Here is a 15,949-nt window from a genome sequence, read left to right as displayed (position 1 = left end):
CGAACACGGAAGTTAAGCTCTTTAGCGCCGATGGTAGTTGGGGGCTTCCCCCTGTGAGAGTAGGACGTCGCTAGGCAATTGAAACCGCTGAGATATATTTCGGCGGTTTTTATTTTTGTCTGTCTTTGTAAGCATCAAAAATGGTAAAATATAATGGTAAAGATTGGACAAAGGGGATGAAATACAGTGGCTACAGGACTATATACGAGTGACGCAATTTATATACAGAGAGAAAAGGTAGAGAGCTTTATTCAAAATAGAGAAAAGTGGGCTGTTTTAATACCAGGTTATTTGCATCATGAGTTGCTAAATGCAAATAATATGATTTGGGTTTTTCAAGGTGACTTCGGCATCATTCAAAAGGCTGTGAAGGTGGAGCTTCAATTGAAATCTTCAGAACCACATCAAGTCTTATTTGATTTAGTTGGCCTATCGGATCCGATAAATGGTGATGGGTCATTTGAAATTAAGCATCAAGATGAATCACTCCTACTTACTGGTAGCTTAACTATGAAGGCTAGTGGCTTTTTAGCAGGAATGATGAATCCCGTATTAGAAAAGTTTGTTCCACAATTGGTGGAGCAACTTGTTAGTCAAATGGCTTTGACGGTAGCAAAAGATTAATAGTTTCATTTATAAAGGGTGGAGAACCGACTATTGCAGAAGGAGGCAATGGTCGGTTTTTATAATAGTAAGGCATTTTATTGAAAAATTATAACTTTTCCTATAAATATAGAGCAGCTTACTGAGGGATGACTTTTTTATCGCGTTATAATCTCGTATAATTAGGTGAGAATATAACGAAAATAGGTGTTTGTTTTGCAAAAGAAAAAGCCCATTATCGAGGGATTAGAACGTTTTCGACAACAACAAAATATTTCTTTTCATGTCCCTGGCCATAAGCATGGCGAACTGTCTCACCTTCCGCAAGCATTTAAGGATGTTATGCGTTATGATGTAACTGAATTATCAGGACTGGATGATTTGCATTATCCTGAGGAAATGATCTTAGAAGCAGAACATTTATTAGCGGATACATATGGAGCGATGAAAAGTTTCTTTTTGGTAGGTGGCTCTACCGTTGGAAATTTAGCAATGATTTACGCTACTTGTCAAAAAGGCGATACCATTATTGTTCAAAGGAATGCGCATAAGTCTATATTTCATGCCATTGAACTTGTTGGAGCCAAGCCTATTTTCGTGTCACCGATATGGGATGAACGAACATTAACGGCAACACATGTTACGTTTCAGGATTTAAAGGAAGCTGTAGAAAATTATTCAGAGGCGAAAGCGGTTGTTTTAACATATCCTACTTATTATGGGGTAACCTCTAGTGAAATACAGCAACAAATTGCTTATTGCCATGAAAAGGGGATCCCTGTATTGGTGGATGAAGCACATGGCGCTCACTTTCATGCATGTTCATTATTTCAACCATCAGCTTTGTCTCTTGGGGCAGATGTTGTTGTACAATCAGCGCATAAAACTCTACCTGCGATGACGATGGCATCCTTTATGCATGTGAGATCGGAGTTAATAGAAGCTGACAAAATCCATCACTATTTACGTATGCTACAATCTAGTAGCCCATCTTATGTGCTATTAGCTTCATTAGATGATGCTCGTTATTATGTACAGACATATATGGAGAGTGATGGGGCATATATAATAGAAAAAAGGAATCAATGGGTTGAAGCATTACGATCAATTGGCTCTTTGGAAGTTATTGAAGTAGATGACCCTCTCAAATTACTTTTACGTGTCAAAGGTTATAGTGGCTTTCAATTACAGGAGGCGCTAGAGGCAGTGCATGTCTATGGGGAGTTAGCTGATAGGAATCAAGTTTTATTCATATTACCATTACTCAAGCAAGGACATACCTATCCGTTTGCTGAAATAAGAGTCCGAATAAAGGAAGCTGTGACATTGCTATTAGAAACAGCAAAAACTGATAGCAGCCAGGCTTCTCAAGCAGCTTATAAGTTTGTTCAGATAACTGAGCCTATTTATACTTTCAATGAGATTGCATCTTTAAATAAAGAATGGTTACCATATATGCGAACAATGGGACGAATATCAGCAAGTATGATTATTCCTTATCCACCCGGCATTCCATTACTAGTGCCAGGAGAAAGAATAACAGTAGCAAAACTAAGTCAATTAGAAGAATTACTAGCAGCAGGTGCAACATTTCAAGGAAATCATCGTTTAACAGAAAAATTGATTCAGGTCATTAAATAGTTGGAGGCAATTAACAGCATGAAAAGCAATTTATTTATAACATTTGAAGGTCCAGAAGGAGCAGGGAAAACAACAGTCATTCAAAAGATTGCAGAGCGGTTAGTAGAAATAAATATTGATGTTCTAGCAACAAGAGAACCTGGTGGAATTGAAATTGCAGAAAAAATAAGAACGATTATTTTAAATCCTGCACATACAGCAATGGATGAACGAACTGAAGCATTGTTATATGCCGCAGCAAGAAGCCAGCATTATTTTGAAAAGGTTCAACCTGCTTTAGATGCTGGGAAGTTGGTAATATGTGATCGTTTTATCGATTCATCTTTAGCCTATCAAGGTTATGCAAGAGGTATAGGTATTGATGAGGTGCTTTCCATTAATGAATTCGCTATCGGAAAGAAATTACCTGATATGACGATATTATTTGATATTGCACCAGAAGTAGGGTTAGCACGTATTTATGCAACGGGAAATCGCGAAGTAAATCGTTTAGATGTTGAAAGTTTACCGTTTCATCAAAAGGTGCATGAAGGGTATTTACTACTAGTTGAGCGTTATCCAGAACGTATACGTATTGTGAATGCTGACCAAGATATTGATAGCGTTGTTGAAGATGTATGGTCATTATTATTGGACGCAATACAGTAAATACATGAAGTTGTCTATAACAATGTGATATAATGATACTATCCATTATTTTATCTTCAATTAGATTATTAATAGTGGGAGTATTAAAAGTTTAGGAATAATATTGAAACCTATTTAGGTTAATTTTATAAAAGGGGTGAGTGCGAATGAAGTTAGTCGTAGCTGTAGTGCAGGATCAGGATAGCAGCCGCTTATCAAATGCTTTAACGAAAAATCAGTTTCGCGCAACTAAATTAGCGAGCACAGGAGGATTTTTACGTTCAGGAAATACGACGTTTCTTATAGGAACTGAAGACTCTCTCATACCCAAACTTTTAGATATTATTCGGGATAATTGTCGTGCTCGGGAGCAGATGGTTGCGCCAGTTTCTCCACTAGGGGGAAATGCTGATTCCTATATTCCTTATCCTGTAGAGGTTGAGGTAGGAGGAGCCACTGTCTTTGTTTTACCAATTGAACAATTCCATCATTTTTAAAAAAGAGCCTCCTCATAAACATTAGGGTTCACTGTTTGAAAGGCAGAATCATGACTAGGATTTAGCCTATTGTTATCCTAAAGCAATCATGCTGAGGAGAAATAGATAAAGATCGTGGGGGCGAAACAAGCTTGAAAATTAATCAAGATATACGCGTCGGGTTAAATACAAATCGTAAAGAGCCACTACAAAATAATAATCAAAATAACCGATTTGGGGATATGGTCGTCAAGCAAGGAACAAAGTTGCAAACTGAGCAATTGACAAGGTTGTTAGGGGATATATCTACTGCAGGTGACCGAGTTGCGAGATCGCGTAATTTACGAGAACTTGCTAGGTTTAAAATGCTAGTTAAACGATTTCTACAAGAGACAGTAGAACATGGTATGGAATTAAAGCAATCTCATACTTGGAATCGTTTTGGTGAAGGAAGACGTTTAAAAATCATTGATACTATTGATACACGTCTGGTTGAACTTGCGCAAGATCTTTTAGACGAAGAGAAAGAAGCGATTGACCTCCTTGATAAAATCGGTGAGATTAAAGGCTTACTAATTAACTTATATATGTAAAACCCGTGTCTCATTCTCCTATAGGCGCGGGCTTTTTTCGAATATTTACCTTCATTCAATAGTAGACCCATGATCAATTGAAAACCAATAGCGTTTAAATACTTATCATTTCATTTTTGAATCAAGAATATCTGTTAATAAAGAACGCTGTGATTATCTTCCCAAATGTGTGAGGTGACAGTGGCAATTTTACGCAAAACGCAATCGCCAATAAAGAACTACTGCAATGTTTCTATGGAAAGTTAAGAGTGGAACAGTCCCATCTTTACAATAGAAACAGGAAGGAATTTTAAATATATGGCCAAGAATGTTGAAGAGCTATTCGCGCTACAACCAGTTGTAATGAAGCAACTTCAAACGATTTTTGACAAAAATAGATTAGCACATGCGTACATTTTTGACGGTGAAAAAGGGACAGGCAAAGCAGATATTATGCATTTTTTTGTCAAACTAATGCTATGTGAGCACCCAAATGAAAATGTTCCATGTGAAACATGTCGAAATTGCAGACGTGTGGATTCGGGAAATCATCCAAATATTCATCAAATTTATCCAGAGGGTCAATTTATTAAGATTGATCAAATGCGTGAATTAATTGGTGAAATGAAAATGATGGGCGTAGAAGAGGGACGCAAAATCTATGTTCTTCATCATGCAGATCGTCTCAACACTGCTTCTGCCAATATGATACTTAAATTTTTAGAGGAGCCGGATGGTGAGGTTACTGCTATTTTATTAACAGAGCAAATGCAATCGATACTACCAACGATCCGCTCGCGTTGCCAACACATAAAATTCCAAAAAATGCCCCGTCATGTTTTATTACAGCATTTACAGGAAAATAATATTTCGCATTCGATGGCTTCAACCGTAAGTATGATGACGAACGAGCTCGAAATGGCGATATTTTTAGCAAGTGATGAGCAGTTTGCACTTGCTCGAAAAACAGTGTTAAAATTAGTAGAAGCTATTCGGCAAAATGTACATGAGGCCATGCTTATTGTGCACGAGGAGTGGCTACCACACTTTAAAGAAAAAAGCGAAATAGAGCAAGCAATGGATTTACTACTATTTGCTTACCGTGATATAGTGTCAATAAAAGCTAATCCCGAGGCAGCTTGTACTTATCCAGACATGTTACCACTATTCAAAGAAGTCGCGTTATATTCCACTTATGAGCAATTGTCTAAGCAAATGGAATCTATTTTACAGGCGCGTGCATCTTTACAGCGTAACATGAATAGGACGTTATTGATGGAGCAGTTAATGCTAAATCTGCAGGAGGGATATACATTTGTATAATGTAGTAGGAGTCCGCTTTAAAAAAGCGGGTAAAATATATTATTTTGATCCAGCATCATTTCTATTAGAAGATAGTCAATATGTTATTGTTGAGACAGCGCGCGGCGTCGAATATGGTAAAGTGGTTGTCCCTCAAAAAGTAGTAGGTGATAATGATGTTGTATTACCACTTAAACAAGTACTTCGACCGGCGGATGATCGTGATCGTATACAAGTAGAAGAAAACGCTGCTGAGTCAAAACGAGCATTTGAACTTGCGAGTACTAAAATTATAGAACATAATCTAGAAATGAAGCTTGTAGATGTTGAGTATACATTTGATCGTAATAAAATCATTTTTTATTTTACAGCTGAAGGACGAGTTGACTTCAGGGATCTTGTAAAAGATTTAGCTTCGGTATTTAGAACACGTATCGAACTTCGCCAAATCGGTGTTCGTGATGAAGCAAAATTATTAGGAGGCATTGGGCCTTGTGGTCGTATGCTATGTTGCTCTACATTTTTAGGAGATTTTGAGCCAGTTTCTATAAAAATGGCTAAAGATCAAAACTTATCTTTAAATCCTTCAAAAATATCAGGACTTTGCGGACGTTTAATGTGTTGCTTAAAGTATGAGAATGATGAGTATGAAGAGGCAAAAGAAGGTATGCCAGATTTAGGTGAAGTAGCTATGACACCAGATGGCCGCGGTAAAGTTGTAGGTTTAAATGTGCTGGAAAGACTTATTCAAGTATATTTACAAGAGCAGGAGCGCACAGTTGAGTATACACTAGAAGAACTGCTAGCATGCGAAAAAAATCTTATATAAGATAGAGAATTTAACGAGGTGGCTTGGGTGAAGGACCGTAATTTCTTAGATACCGTTATGGAGTTCGAACAACAGCTCGAAGCAATGCAGGAGCAATTTAGTGCATTGAAACAATTTGTAGCGTTAATGATGGAAGAGCATAAGGCACTCGAAACAGAAAATCATCATCTTCGCACACGTCTAGAAGAACTACTTTCAAATACACACTCCGTACAAGCTGCTGAAGTAAAGAAAGAGAGTCCGCTAGATATAGGTGAAGGCTATGATAACCTAGCTCGTCTATACCAGGAAGGTTTCCATGTTTGTCATGTTCATTTTGGAAGCTCTCGAAAAGGTGAAGATTGTCTGTTTTGTCTATCATTTTTAAATAAACAAAATGTATAATAGAAGGCTGATTCCCACCATGGTGGTATCAGTCTTTTCTTTTGTAGCATAGGAGGAATTAGCATGGAAAAATGGCTAAAAGGTGATGAACGTCTAGACTATTTATTGGCTGAGAATTTACGTATTATTCAAAGTCCATCTGTCTTTTCATTCTCATTGGATGCGGTATTGCTTTCAAAGTTTGTCAATATTCCCTCTCATAAAGGAAGTATTGTAGATTTATGCTCGGGAAATGGTGTAATCCCTCTCTTTTTAAGTGCACGAACGAAGGGGCAAATAACAGGAGTTGAGCTTCAACCACGCTTGCTAGATATGGCAGAGAGAAGTGTTCGCTATAACCAATTAGAAAATCAAATTCAAATGATTCTTGGAGATGTAAAAGAAATACCGAAACAACTGGGCATTGAAAAATATGATGTTGTTACGTGCAATCCCCCTTATTTTTTAGCGCATGAAGCTAGTGATAAAAATCTTAGTGAGCATCATGCTATTGCACGACATGAACTCTATTTAACATTAGAAGAGGCCATTCAATCAGCAAGCAAATTATTAAAGCAAGGTGGGAAAGCAGCATTTGTACATCGACCAGGTCGATTATTAGATATAGTTACGGCAATGCGTGCAAATCGTTTAGAGCCAAAACGAATGCAGCTTATTTATCCGAAAGAAGGAAAAGAGGCCAATACATTATTAATAGAAGGAATAAAGGATGGGAAGCCTGATTTAAAAATATTACCACCATTGTATGTCTATAATGAGAATAATGAATACACAGCAGAAGTGAGAGAGATTCTTTATGGAAAAGAGCAATAGTCACTATTTTTACGTGCTAGAGTGTGCGGATCAATCACTTTACGCAGGCTATACAAATAATTTAGAAAAGCGTGTAGCTGTACATAATGCTGGCAAAGGGGCAAAATATACAAGAGCTAGAGGGCCAGTAAAGTGTATTTATAAGGAAGAATTTGAAACAAAGGAAGAGGCAATGCGCGCAGAATATGCTTTTAAGCAACTAACAAGAACTCAAAAAATAATGTATATAAGGAGGGGTGAATCGTGAAATCACAAAAAAGTACAATACACGATCAGACAGGCTGTTTATATCTTGTAGGGACACCTATCGGAAATCTAGAGGATATTAGTGTACGGGCGCTCCGTATTTTAAAAGAAGCTGATATTATTGCAGCAGAGGATACTAGAAATACAAAGAAATTATGTAACTACTTTGAAATTGACACACCTTTAATGAGTTACCATGAACATAATCTAGCTGTAGGTGGAGAAAAATTATTAACTTTTCTACAGGAAGGGAAGACCATCGCATTAGTGAGTGATGCAGGTTTACCTTGTATTTCTGATCCTGGTGCAGATATAGTTGAAAAAGCAATTGCTCAAAACTTTCCGGTTGTGCCTATACCAGGTCCAAATGCAGCAATAACTGCATTAATCGCTTCAGGATTAACACCTCAGCCATTTTTCTTTTATGGTTTTTTAAATCGTGGAAAAAAAGATCGTCGCCAACAATTAGAACAATTAAAAAAACGACAAGAAACGATTTTATTATATGAAGCACCTCATCGCTTAAAGGAAACATTAAAAGATATGGAAGCTATTCTCGGAAATCGTCATATTGTTTTAGCACGAGAGCTGACTAAAAAATTTGAGGAATTTTTGCGTGGCACCCTAGCAGAAGCTATAGAATGGTCACAAACAGAAGAAATACGTGGTGAATTTTGTATAGTCCTTGAGGGGAATCAGGAAGTTGAAGTGGAAGATTCTGAAAAGGCTTATTGGCATACACTGTCTATTATCGAGCACGTGGATTATATCCTTCAACAAAACGATGTAAGTTCTAAAGAAGCCATTAAAGAAGTAGCCAAGGAACGACAACTAGCGAAGAGAGATGTCTATAACGAATATCATAATCAATGACGATTAAGAGTTACCTTAGGGTAGCTCTTAATTTTTTGGATTGAATACAAATGTAAATAATAGTAACCTTACATATAAAGGTCTGACATGGACATTATAAGGGGTTCACAATTTGGGTATAGTAGATAGTATACGTTTATATTAAAAACACCTAAATCACTGTCTTGATTTAGGTGTGTAAGCATTATTTTTTTAAGTTTGATTGAATTTCTTTTACTAACATTTCAGCGCCTTCTGGACTTAAAATTAATTTGCCTCCAACTAGACGGAAGTTATCATCTGAAACTTCGCCAGTAACAGCACATGTCATATTAGGCATATATTTTTTTAAGATGATTTTATCATCATCCACATAGATTTCTAAAGCATCCTTTTCAGCGATACCTAGTGTACGGCGTAATTCGATAGGTATTACTACACGACCTAACTCATCGACTTTACGAACAATTCCTGTTGATTTCATAATAGTTTTCCTCCTAATTTATAAAAGTTATATTGGCATTTCGTCAAATTTCGACATCATTTCTTTGTCTGATAGTTATCATACCAAGTAATGCCATAAACGTCAATTAATTAATGCACTAATATTATGGTTTTTTAAAAATTTTTTTGAGAAGAATGCTGTTTTTTCTGTTTTTTTAAAAGGTTTTTAATAAATATTTTTGATTATAGTATAAAAGGTTCTTATTTAAGTCAGTAAATGGATTAAATATATTATTCGACAATTTTCGCAAATAATAAACTTTCATTGAAACGAATTTCGGACTTCGTTAGAATAGAAAGTATATTGTAAAACAATGGAGGCAGTTCTTGTGAGTGAACAAAAGAAAACATTCTATATAACAACACCCATTTACTATCCAAGTGGGAAGTTTCATATTGGTACGGCATATACAACAGTTGCATCAGATGCGATAGCACGTTATAAACGTTTACGTGGTTATGATGTTCGTTTTTTGACAGGTATGGACGAGCATGGACAAAAAATTCAAGAGAAGGCAGCAGAAGCGGGCAAACATCCTCAGGATTATGTCAATGAAATTGCAGAGGCTGCGAAAAAGCTTTGGGCGTTAATGGATATTTCTTACGATGATTTTATTCAAACAACGCAAGAACGACATACAAAAGCTGTCGAAAAGATTTTCCAAAAGTTTTTAGATAATGGAGATATATATAAAGGTGAGTATGAAGGCTGGTATTGTACGCCTTGTGAATCATTCTTTACAGAGACTCAACTAGTTGATGGCAATTGTCCAGACTGTGGTCGCCCCGTCCATAAAGTAAAAGAGGAATCGTACTTCTTTAATATGAAGAAATACGCGGATCGTTTATTATCTTATTATGAGGAAAACCTTGGGTTTATTGAACCGGAGTCTCGAAAAAATGAAATGATTAATAACTTTATTAAACCGGGGTTAGAAGATTTATCAGTATCGAGAACTTCCTTTGACTGGGGTATTAAAGTACCTGGGGATCCCAAACATGTTATCTATGTATGGGTAGATGCATTAACGAATTATATTACATCATTAGGATATCTTTCAGATGATGAAACATTATTCAACAAATATTGGCCAGCAGATGTGCATGTAGTAGGGAAAGATATCGTTCGCTTCCATACAATATATTGGCCAATTTTCTTAATGGCTTTAGATTTACCATTACCGAAAAAGGTTTTTGCACACGGCTTTATTATGATGAAAGACGGGAAAATGTCTAAATCAAAAGGTAATGTCATTTATCCAGAAATGTTAATCGAACGTTATGGCCTTGATGCGACTCGTTATTTCCTTTTACGCGAATTACCTTTTGGTTCAGATGGAGTATTCTCTCCAGAATCATTTATTGAACGCACAAACTTTGATCTTGCAAATGATTTAGGTAATTTATTAAACCGTACTATTTCCATGATTAACAAATATTACGATGGCATAATTCCTTCAGAGAATCTTCAATCGACAGAATTTGATGCAGCATTAAAAGAGCAGGCTGAGTCGGTACGTATTAAATATGAAGAAAGTATGGAAAAAATGCAATTCAGTGTGGTATTGGCAGACTTATGGACATTAGTATCACGCACGAATAAGTATATAGATGAAACACAACCATGGGTATTAGCAAAAGAAGAAGCGGATAAACCAAAATTAGGTTCAGTAATGCGAAATTTGGCAGAAAGCTTACATCAAATTGCTGTCATGTTACAACCATTTATGACAACAATACCTAAACGTATGATGGAACAGCTTGGTTTGGATGACAAATTCTTAGCATGGGATACAATTGAAACATTCGGCAATACTATTCCAGCAAACATTAAAGTGGTAGAAAAAGGGATACCTATTTTCCCTCGTTTGGAAAATGAAGTTGAAATTGCTTATATCCGTGAAGAAATGCGTGGTTCAGTAAAAACTTCACAAGAAGAAGATGTTAAAAGTGAGACAAAGAGTGATGGGAACCCAGAAATTCCTGAAATTACTATTGATGATTTCATGAAAATTGATTTTCGTGTTGCGACTGTAACCGCATGTGAAACGGTGCCTAAAGCTGATAAATTATTAAAGCTTCAAGTCGACCTAGGATACGAGCAACGCCAAGTAGTTTCAGGCATTGCAAAATTCTATTCTCCAGATGAATTAGTTGGTCAAAAAGTGATTGTCGTAGCAAACTTAAAACCAGTTAAATTACGTGGTGAATTATCACAAGGTATGATCCTAGCTGGGGAAAAAGATGGGATTTTAAAATTAGCATCTGTAGATTCAAAACTTGAAAATGGTGCAAAAGTAAAGTAACAAACGAAGAATGGCCTGCTGAATAGATATTATTCAGCAGGCTTTTCAAATCTGCTAGTAGAATTAGTCTTATTGTTATTTTAAAATAATTTATATACTGTAAAATTAATGGATTTTTAGGTATATAGGACCAACTCGAGCTTTGTCGATTAAGTGAATTGTCACAAACTCGAATCGTTTGTAACAAATTTGTAATGCTTACGAAAAATATGAAATAATAAATTTTAATAAAATCTATGTTAGGAGAATGAAGATGTTTATTGATACACATGTACATTTAAACGCAGATCAATACGAGGAAGACCTTCAAGATGTAATCAATAGAGCTTTAGAAGCTAAAGTAGAAAAAATGGTGGTTATAGGTTTTGATCGTAAAACCATTGAAAGAACTATGGAGCTAATAGAGCAATATGATTTTGTTTACGGTGTTATTGGATGGCATCCGGTCGACGCCATTGATTGCACGCAGGAAGATTTAGAGTGGATTGAGGAATTAGCAGCACATCCAAAAATAGTCGGTATTGGTGAAACTGGGTTGGACTACTATTGGGATAAATCACCAAAGGATGTTCAGCAGGCACTTTTCCGCAAACAAATACAGTTAGCGCAAAAGATTGATTTACCAATTATCATTCATAATAGGGATGCAACAGGGGATGTTGTAAATATTTTACGTGAAGAAAATGCAGCATCTGTAGGGGGTGTTATGCACTGCTTTAGTGGGAGTGTAGAGACAGCACGTGAATGTATTGCTATGAATTTTATGATTAGTCTTGGGGGACCTGTGACATTCAAAAATGCACGTTTGCCAAAAGAAGTGGCTACGGATATCCCTCTTGAGCACTTAATGATTGAAACTGATGCCCCTTATTTAGCGCCACATCCTTACCGTGGAAAGCGCAATGAACCCGCTTTTGTGCCATTAGTGGCGGAAGAAATTGCACGTTTGAAAGGGTTGACAATCGAGGAAATTGCACAAGCAACTACCGACAATGCGAAAAAATTTTTTGGGATTGACAGTTAACTAGCTAAGATGCCTCCAATACAGGGTTTACGGTTGGCAAAAACAAAGAAGTCAATTTTCAAAGAAATACTTTCGGGTTGACAGTGTCAAAACTAGTCCGTATAATCCAACCTTGTATTAAGGAGGCGTTTTTTCATGTCAAATAATTCCATGAAAAACTTGTTCTTAGGATCATTGAGGAGTAAGCAAACAGTGATAAGAATTATTTCACTTGTCCTGTTTGTATCTGTAATCTCTTTCGTGCTTTATCAAGGTACGAAAAAAGCCGTAAAGCTTGAAGCAAATGGAGAAACAATCGAAGTATCCACACATGCCAAAACTGTAGAACAATTATTACAAGATCAAAATATAGATGTAGCAGCGCATGATAAAATATCACCCTCTCTGAACACCAAAATTGTTAATGGCTTAGCAATTCAATGGGAACAGGCAAAAGAAGTAACAATTTCAGTTGATGGAAATCAGTCAAAAGTATGGACAACTGAAACACTAGTGAAAGACATTTTGAAGGAAGCGAATATTAAAGTATCTGAACATGACTCTTTAGCACAAGGTCTAGATACTGAGCTAGGCGCAGAAAACAAAATCGATATTCAAAGAGCGTTTCAATTAACGCTTGTCGATGGCGTAAACAAAAGACAAGTATGGTCCACTTCGACTACGGTCGCTAACTTTTTAAAACAACAAGGAATTCAGTTAAATGAATTCGATCGTGTCGAAAATAACCTGGAGGACGTTCTTACTCCGGCGAGTAAAATCACAGTAGTTCGCGTAGAAAAGGTTATCGATGTAGTGGAAGACTCTTTAGATTTCGCAGTTGAAAAGAAGCAAGATGCTTCATTGCAAAAGGGGAAAGAAAAGGTAGTAGCAACAGGACAGAAGGGTTCTGTTTCTCGTACGTATGAAGTTGTCAAAGAAAATGGGAAGGTTGTAGCAAAGAATCTACAATCTGAGGCAGTTTTAAAAGAGCCGAAAAAGCAAGTAGTTGCAGTCGGAACTAAAACTGTAGTTGCAAGTGCAGCGACTGTATCGCGTGGTTCAGCAGAGCCATCAAGCGGTAAAGAGTTCTATGTAACAGCAACAGCCTATACGCCATATTGCAACGGTTGCTCAGGTACATCGGCAACTGGTATAAACTTGCGTTCAAATTCCAACTTGAAGGTTGTAGCAGTAGACCCTTCTGTTATTAAGCTAGGCTCAAAAGTTTGGGTTGAAGGGTATGGTACAGCTATTGCTGGAGATACTGGTGGCGCAATTAAGGGTAATAAGATCGATATACTTGTACAAACAGATACCCAAGCACGCAACTGGGGACGTAAGAAAGTGCGTATTAAAGTATTAAATTAAAAAAATTGTAAAATAAATCAAAATGTTTTTCACTAAGGGCTTTCCTGTTTTGACTGGCAGGAAAGCTTCTTTTTTTATTTTTAGCGGCCAAGCAATAGTATATGTATAGGTACGTATAAGTCTTGTATTCCTGTACAAACAGTATCATGCAGTTGTAAAATGGTCAGAAGATAAGGTAGAAAAGAGGAGCCTTTTTGCAAATAAAAGAAATTATCGTGGTTGAAGGAAAAGATGATACGACAGCTATTAAGCGTGCCGTACAAGCAGATACTATAGAAACAAATGGATCTGCTATATCTGAAGAGACGTTGAAACGAATTCAGCATGCGCAGGAGAAGCGTGGAGTTATTGTATTTACCGATCCTGATTATCCAGGACGCCGCATACGTGCCATTATTGAGGAGCGCGTTCAAGGGGTCAAGCACGCTTTTTTACCGAAAGCAAAGACAATTGCGAAGAATGGCAAGGGATTAGGGATTGAGCATGCAGCAGACGACGATATTCGTGAAGCGCTACGACTTGTCTATACCCCCAATTTTGATGTACCAAAAGAAGATGATATAACACTAGAGGATTTAATGACAGCTCGTTTAATTGGTCATCCGCAGGCAAAGCATCGTCGTGATCGTCTTGGTGAATTATTAAATATAGGTGCTACAAATGGTAAGCAGCTCCATAAAAGATTGAAAATGTTTCAAATTACAGAAAAACAATTTGGTGCCGCAGTTGCACAGCTAGATCAGGAGGAAAATGATGCATAAGGATATTGCAACACCAATTCGAACGCAGGAAATTTTAAAAAAATACGGATTCTCATTTAAAAAAAGCTTAGGACAGAACTTTTTAATTGATCCAAATATATTAAGAAATATAGTTAGTCATGCCGACTTAACAGAAAATAGTGGGGCGATTGAAGTTGGCCCAGGCATTGGGGCATTAACCGAACATTTAGCGAGAAGTGCTAAAAAGGTCGTTTCCTTTGAAATTGACCAACGACTATTACCTGTATTAGAGGATACACTTAGCCCCTACAATAATGTGTCTATTGTCCACTCTGACATTCTAAAGGCTGATGTTGCTAAAGTGATTGCAGAGGAAATGCCAGGAATTGAAGATATAATGGTTGTGGCCAATTTACCGTATTACGTAACTACACCAATTTTAATGAAATTATTGAATGATCGATTACCAATTCGTGGTTTTGTTGTCATGATGCAAAAAGAAGTGGCAGATCGTATAACGGCTAAACCAGGGACAAAGGAATATGGTTCATTGTCGATTGCTATCCAGTATTACGTAAAGGCAGAAATTGCTATGACAGTCCCTAAGACAGTTTTCATGCCACAGCCTAACGTCGACTCAGCAGTCATTCGCCTTATTAAGCACGATGAGCCTCCAGTAAAGGTTATTAATGAGGATTTCCTTTTTGTCGTGACGCGTGCCTCTTTCGTACAGCGTAGAAAAACGATATATAATAACCTACAATCTGGTTTGCCGAATGGTAAAGCACAAAAGGACTTCATTCTAGAGGCTTTAACTGCTGCTAGTATCGAACCAACCCGTCGTGGTGAAACTTTAACGATTCAAGAGTTTGGAAAATTAGCCGATGCGCTATATCCTGTATTTGCAAAGTAAAAAATTTTGTTAACATTTTTTCTTAGATGTAAAAAAATATATGTTTTTTATAAAAAATAAGTTGACAAGATTTATGAGGTGCTGATAAAATATTATATTTTGTTGACATTTTTGGGCGATTCGCTTATACTAGTTATTAGTGAGGTGTAAGCGAAAATGCCAAAAACTTTAGCGGACATTAAAAAGTCGTTGGATTGTCATTTGGGTAAACGTTTGCAATTAAAAGCAAACGGTGGTCGCAAGAAAACGGTTGAGTGTGCAGGGATATTACGCGAGACATATCGCGCCATCTTTGTAGTTGAACTTGACCAAGAAGACAATACGTGTAAGCGCGTATCGTATAGTTACACAGATATTTTAACTGAAGCAGTAGAGATTACATTTTTAGACGAAGCAAAGGCTGCTGTCGCAAAATAGTTTCTAGTACTTATTTCTATATTTTTGAAACACTCATGTATGTTAAAAACTACATGAGTGTTTTGCGTTTTCCCGGGGCATACTAATGTGGTCAGTTGTTAAAGGAGGAGTTTATATGCCTAGAAAGGGTATCATGTCACCTCGATTAAAAGAAGAGATCGCAAAAGAACTTGGATTTTATGATGTTGTGCAAAAGGAAGGCTGGGGCGGCATAAAAGCTCGAGATGCTGGTAATATGGTCAAACGTGCCATTGAAATGGCTGAACGAGCAAGTAATGAGCAAGAGCGTAAGTAGACTATTTCTAATAAAATAGACGACTTATTAAGTTTCATTCAGTAAGGATGAAAATCCTTACTGACACAACAAATAC

Annotated in this window: 19 protein-coding genes and 1 rRNA gene; 19 read left to right on the top strand and 1 reads right to left on the bottom strand. The window is 36.9% G+C overall.

Translation table 11 applies throughout. The features are described 5' to 3' along the window. From rrf to rsmI, 12 genes are all read left to right on the top strand, one after another. Window positions 1–76 (top strand): 5S ribosomal RNA (rrf, locus tag AC1Q6O_RS22080); the annotation flags it as partial. A 110-nt stretch (window positions 77–186) separates the two neighbouring features. After that, window positions 187–624, top strand: a complete 438-nt coding sequence (locus AC1Q6O_RS22075; protein ID WP_008179701.1) for an SRPBCC family protein — start codon at window positions 187–189, stop codon at window positions 622–624. A 195-nt stretch (window positions 625–819) separates the two neighbouring features. Continuing rightward, on the top strand, window positions 820–2,244 hold the full coding sequence (locus AC1Q6O_RS22070; protein WP_216604829.1) for an aminotransferase class I/II-fold pyridoxal phosphate-dependent enzyme: 1,425 nt from the start codon (window positions 820–822) through the stop codon (window positions 2,242–2,244). Between the two features lie 18 nt (window positions 2,245–2,262). After that, entirely contained in the window at window positions 2,263–2,892 is a 630-nt protein-coding gene (gene tmk, locus AC1Q6O_RS22065; protein WP_346037468.1) for a dTMP kinase, read from the top strand. 146 nt (window positions 2,893–3,038) lie between these two features. Beyond that, a complete protein-coding gene (gene darA, locus AC1Q6O_RS22060; RefSeq protein WP_004229230.1) occupies window positions 3,039–3,368 on the top strand; it encodes a cyclic di-AMP receptor DarA in 330 nt (109 codons plus the stop codon). A gap of 131 nt (window positions 3,369–3,499) precedes the next feature. Continuing rightward, the gene (locus tag AC1Q6O_RS22055; protein WP_008179711.1) at window positions 3,500–3,940 is read left to right on the top strand and encodes a YaaR family protein; all 441 of its coding nucleotides are present in this window, start codon (window positions 3,500–3,502) and stop codon (window positions 3,938–3,940) included. Window positions 3,941–4,237: 297 nt separating this feature from the next. After that, entirely contained in the window at window positions 4,238–5,242 is a 1,005-nt protein-coding gene (gene holB / locus AC1Q6O_RS22050; protein ID WP_008179713.1) for a DNA polymerase III subunit delta', read from the top strand. After that, window positions 5,235–6,050 carry a PSP1 domain-containing protein gene (locus AC1Q6O_RS22045; protein WP_008179715.1) on the top strand — a complete coding sequence of 272 codons (816 nt, stop codon included), beginning with the start codon at window positions 5,235–5,237 and terminating at the stop codon, window positions 6,048–6,050. The genes holB and AC1Q6O_RS22045 overlap by 8 nt, the downstream gene beginning before the upstream one ends. A 27-nt stretch (window positions 6,051–6,077) precedes the next feature. Beyond that, window positions 6,078–6,434, top strand: coding sequence for a DNA replication initiation control protein YabA (gene yabA / locus AC1Q6O_RS22040; protein ID WP_043990641.1), 357 nt, complete (start codon window positions 6,078–6,080; stop codon window positions 6,432–6,434). Window positions 6,435–6,497: 63 nt separating this feature from the next. Beyond that, entirely contained in the window at window positions 6,498–7,247 is a 750-nt protein-coding gene (locus AC1Q6O_RS22035; protein ID WP_239355390.1) for a tRNA1(Val) (adenine(37)-N6)-methyltransferase, read from the top strand. Further along, window positions 7,231–7,494 (top strand): GIY-YIG nuclease family protein, encoded by a 264-nt coding sequence (locus tag AC1Q6O_RS22030; RefSeq protein ID WP_008179720.1) that lies wholly within the window; start codon window positions 7,231–7,233, stop codon window positions 7,492–7,494. The genes AC1Q6O_RS22035 and AC1Q6O_RS22030 overlap by 17 nt, the downstream gene beginning before the upstream one ends. Then, window positions 7,491–8,366, top strand: coding sequence for a 16S rRNA (cytidine(1402)-2'-O)-methyltransferase (gene rsmI, locus AC1Q6O_RS22025; protein WP_008179722.1), 876 nt, complete (start codon window positions 7,491–7,493; stop codon window positions 8,364–8,366). Before AC1Q6O_RS22030 ends, rsmI begins: the two co-directional genes overlap by 4 nt. Before the next feature lie 184 nt (window positions 8,367–8,550). On the opposite strand, the gene abrB is transcribed toward rsmI, so the two are convergent. Then, window positions 8,551–8,829, bottom strand: a complete 279-nt coding sequence (gene abrB, locus AC1Q6O_RS22020) for a transition state genes transcriptional regulator AbrB (RefSeq protein ID WP_004229214.1) — start codon at window positions 8,827–8,829, stop codon at window positions 8,551–8,553. Between the two features lie 334 nt (window positions 8,830–9,163). Here abrB and metG point away from each other — a divergent pair, with 334 nt between their 5' ends. The 7 genes from metG to AC1Q6O_RS21985 all read left to right on the top strand — a co-directional run bounded on the left by metG (window position 9,164) and on the right by AC1Q6O_RS21985 (window position 15,873). After that, window positions 9,164–11,155 carry a methionine--tRNA ligase gene (gene metG / locus AC1Q6O_RS22015; protein ID WP_275444058.1) on the top strand — a complete coding sequence of 664 codons (1,992 nt, stop codon included), beginning with the start codon at window positions 9,164–9,166 and terminating at the stop codon, window positions 11,153–11,155. 253 nt (window positions 11,156–11,408) lie between these two features. Continuing rightward, a complete protein-coding gene (locus AC1Q6O_RS22010; protein WP_008181618.1) occupies window positions 11,409–12,179 on the top strand; it encodes a TatD family hydrolase in 771 nt (256 codons plus the stop codon). A 135-nt stretch (window positions 12,180–12,314) separates the two neighbouring features. After that, a complete protein-coding gene (locus AC1Q6O_RS22005) occupies window positions 12,315–13,526 on the top strand; it encodes a resuscitation-promoting factor (protein ID WP_008181616.1) in 1,212 nt (403 codons plus the stop codon). Window positions 13,527–13,720: 194 nt separating this feature from the next. Continuing rightward, complete coding sequence (gene rnmV / locus AC1Q6O_RS22000; RefSeq protein WP_090003281.1) at window positions 13,721–14,287, top strand: ribonuclease M5; 567 nt, start codon at window positions 13,721–13,723, stop codon at window positions 14,285–14,287. Then, window positions 14,280–15,161 carry a 16S rRNA (adenine(1518)-N(6)/adenine(1519)-N(6))-dimethyltransferase RsmA gene (gene rsmA, locus AC1Q6O_RS21995; protein WP_089987306.1) on the top strand — a complete coding sequence of 294 codons (882 nt, stop codon included), beginning with the start codon at window positions 14,280–14,282 and terminating at the stop codon, window positions 15,159–15,161. The genes rnmV and rsmA overlap by 8 nt, the downstream gene beginning before the upstream one ends. Window positions 15,162–15,317: 156 nt before the next feature. Further along, the gene (gene veg / locus AC1Q6O_RS21990) at window positions 15,318–15,578 is read left to right on the top strand and encodes a biofilm formation stimulator Veg (RefSeq protein ID WP_004229199.1); all 261 of its coding nucleotides are present in this window, start codon (window positions 15,318–15,320) and stop codon (window positions 15,576–15,578) included. A 115-nt stretch (window positions 15,579–15,693) separates the two neighbouring features. Further along, window positions 15,694–15,873: a small, acid-soluble spore protein, alpha/beta type gene (locus AC1Q6O_RS21985; RefSeq protein ID WP_025116349.1), complete on the top strand. Its 180-nt coding sequence runs from the start codon at window positions 15,694–15,696 to the stop codon at window positions 15,871–15,873. Window positions 15,874–15,949: the final 76 nt, after the last annotated feature.

Source organism: Lysinibacillus sp. GW823-FHT06C08, assembly GCF_058795135.1.
The sequence above is the reverse complement of the archived record's forward strand: the minus strand, read 5'-3'. Positions and strand labels throughout refer to the sequence as shown.

Bases quoted from the DNA above. Each gene is read 5' to 3' on its own strand.
- AC1Q6O_RS22030 (WP_008179720.1), top strand. From the start codon at position 7,231: ATGGAAAAGAGCAATAGTCACTATTTTTACGTGCTAGAGTGTGCGGAT.
- AC1Q6O_RS22005 (WP_008181616.1), top strand. From the start codon at position 12,315: ATGTCAAATAATTCCATGAAAAACTTGTTCTTAGGATCATTGAGGAGT.
- holB (WP_008179713.1), top strand. From the start codon at position 4,238: ATGGCCAAGAATGTTGAAGAGCTATTCGCGCTACAACCAGTTGTAATG.
- rsmA (WP_089987306.1), top strand. From the start codon at position 14,280: ATGCATAAGGATATTGCAACACCAATTCGAACGCAGGAAATTTTAAAA.
- darA (WP_004229230.1), top strand. From the start codon at position 3,039: ATGAAGTTAGTCGTAGCTGTAGTGCAGGATCAGGATAGCAGCCGCTTA.
- AC1Q6O_RS21985 (WP_025116349.1), top strand. From the start codon at position 15,694: ATGCCTAGAAAGGGTATCATGTCACCTCGATTAAAAGAAGAGATCGCA.
- AC1Q6O_RS22035 (WP_239355390.1), top strand. From the start codon at position 6,498: ATGGAAAAATGGCTAAAAGGTGATGAACGTCTAGACTATTTATTGGCT.
- tmk (WP_346037468.1), top strand. From the start codon at position 2,263: ATGAAAAGCAATTTATTTATAACATTTGAAGGTCCAGAAGGAGCAGGG.
- veg (WP_004229199.1), top strand. From the start codon at position 15,318: ATGCCAAAAACTTTAGCGGACATTAAAAAGTCGTTGGATTGTCATTTG.
- abrB (WP_004229214.1), bottom strand. From the start codon at position 8,829: ATGAAATCAACAGGAATTGTTCGTAAAGTCGATGAGTTAGGTCGTGTA.
- AC1Q6O_RS22010 (WP_008181618.1), top strand. From the start codon at position 11,409: ATGTTTATTGATACACATGTACATTTAAACGCAGATCAATACGAGGAA.
- metG (WP_275444058.1), top strand. From the start codon at position 9,164: ATGGAGGCAGTTCTTGTGAGTGAACAAAAGAAAACATTCTATATAACA.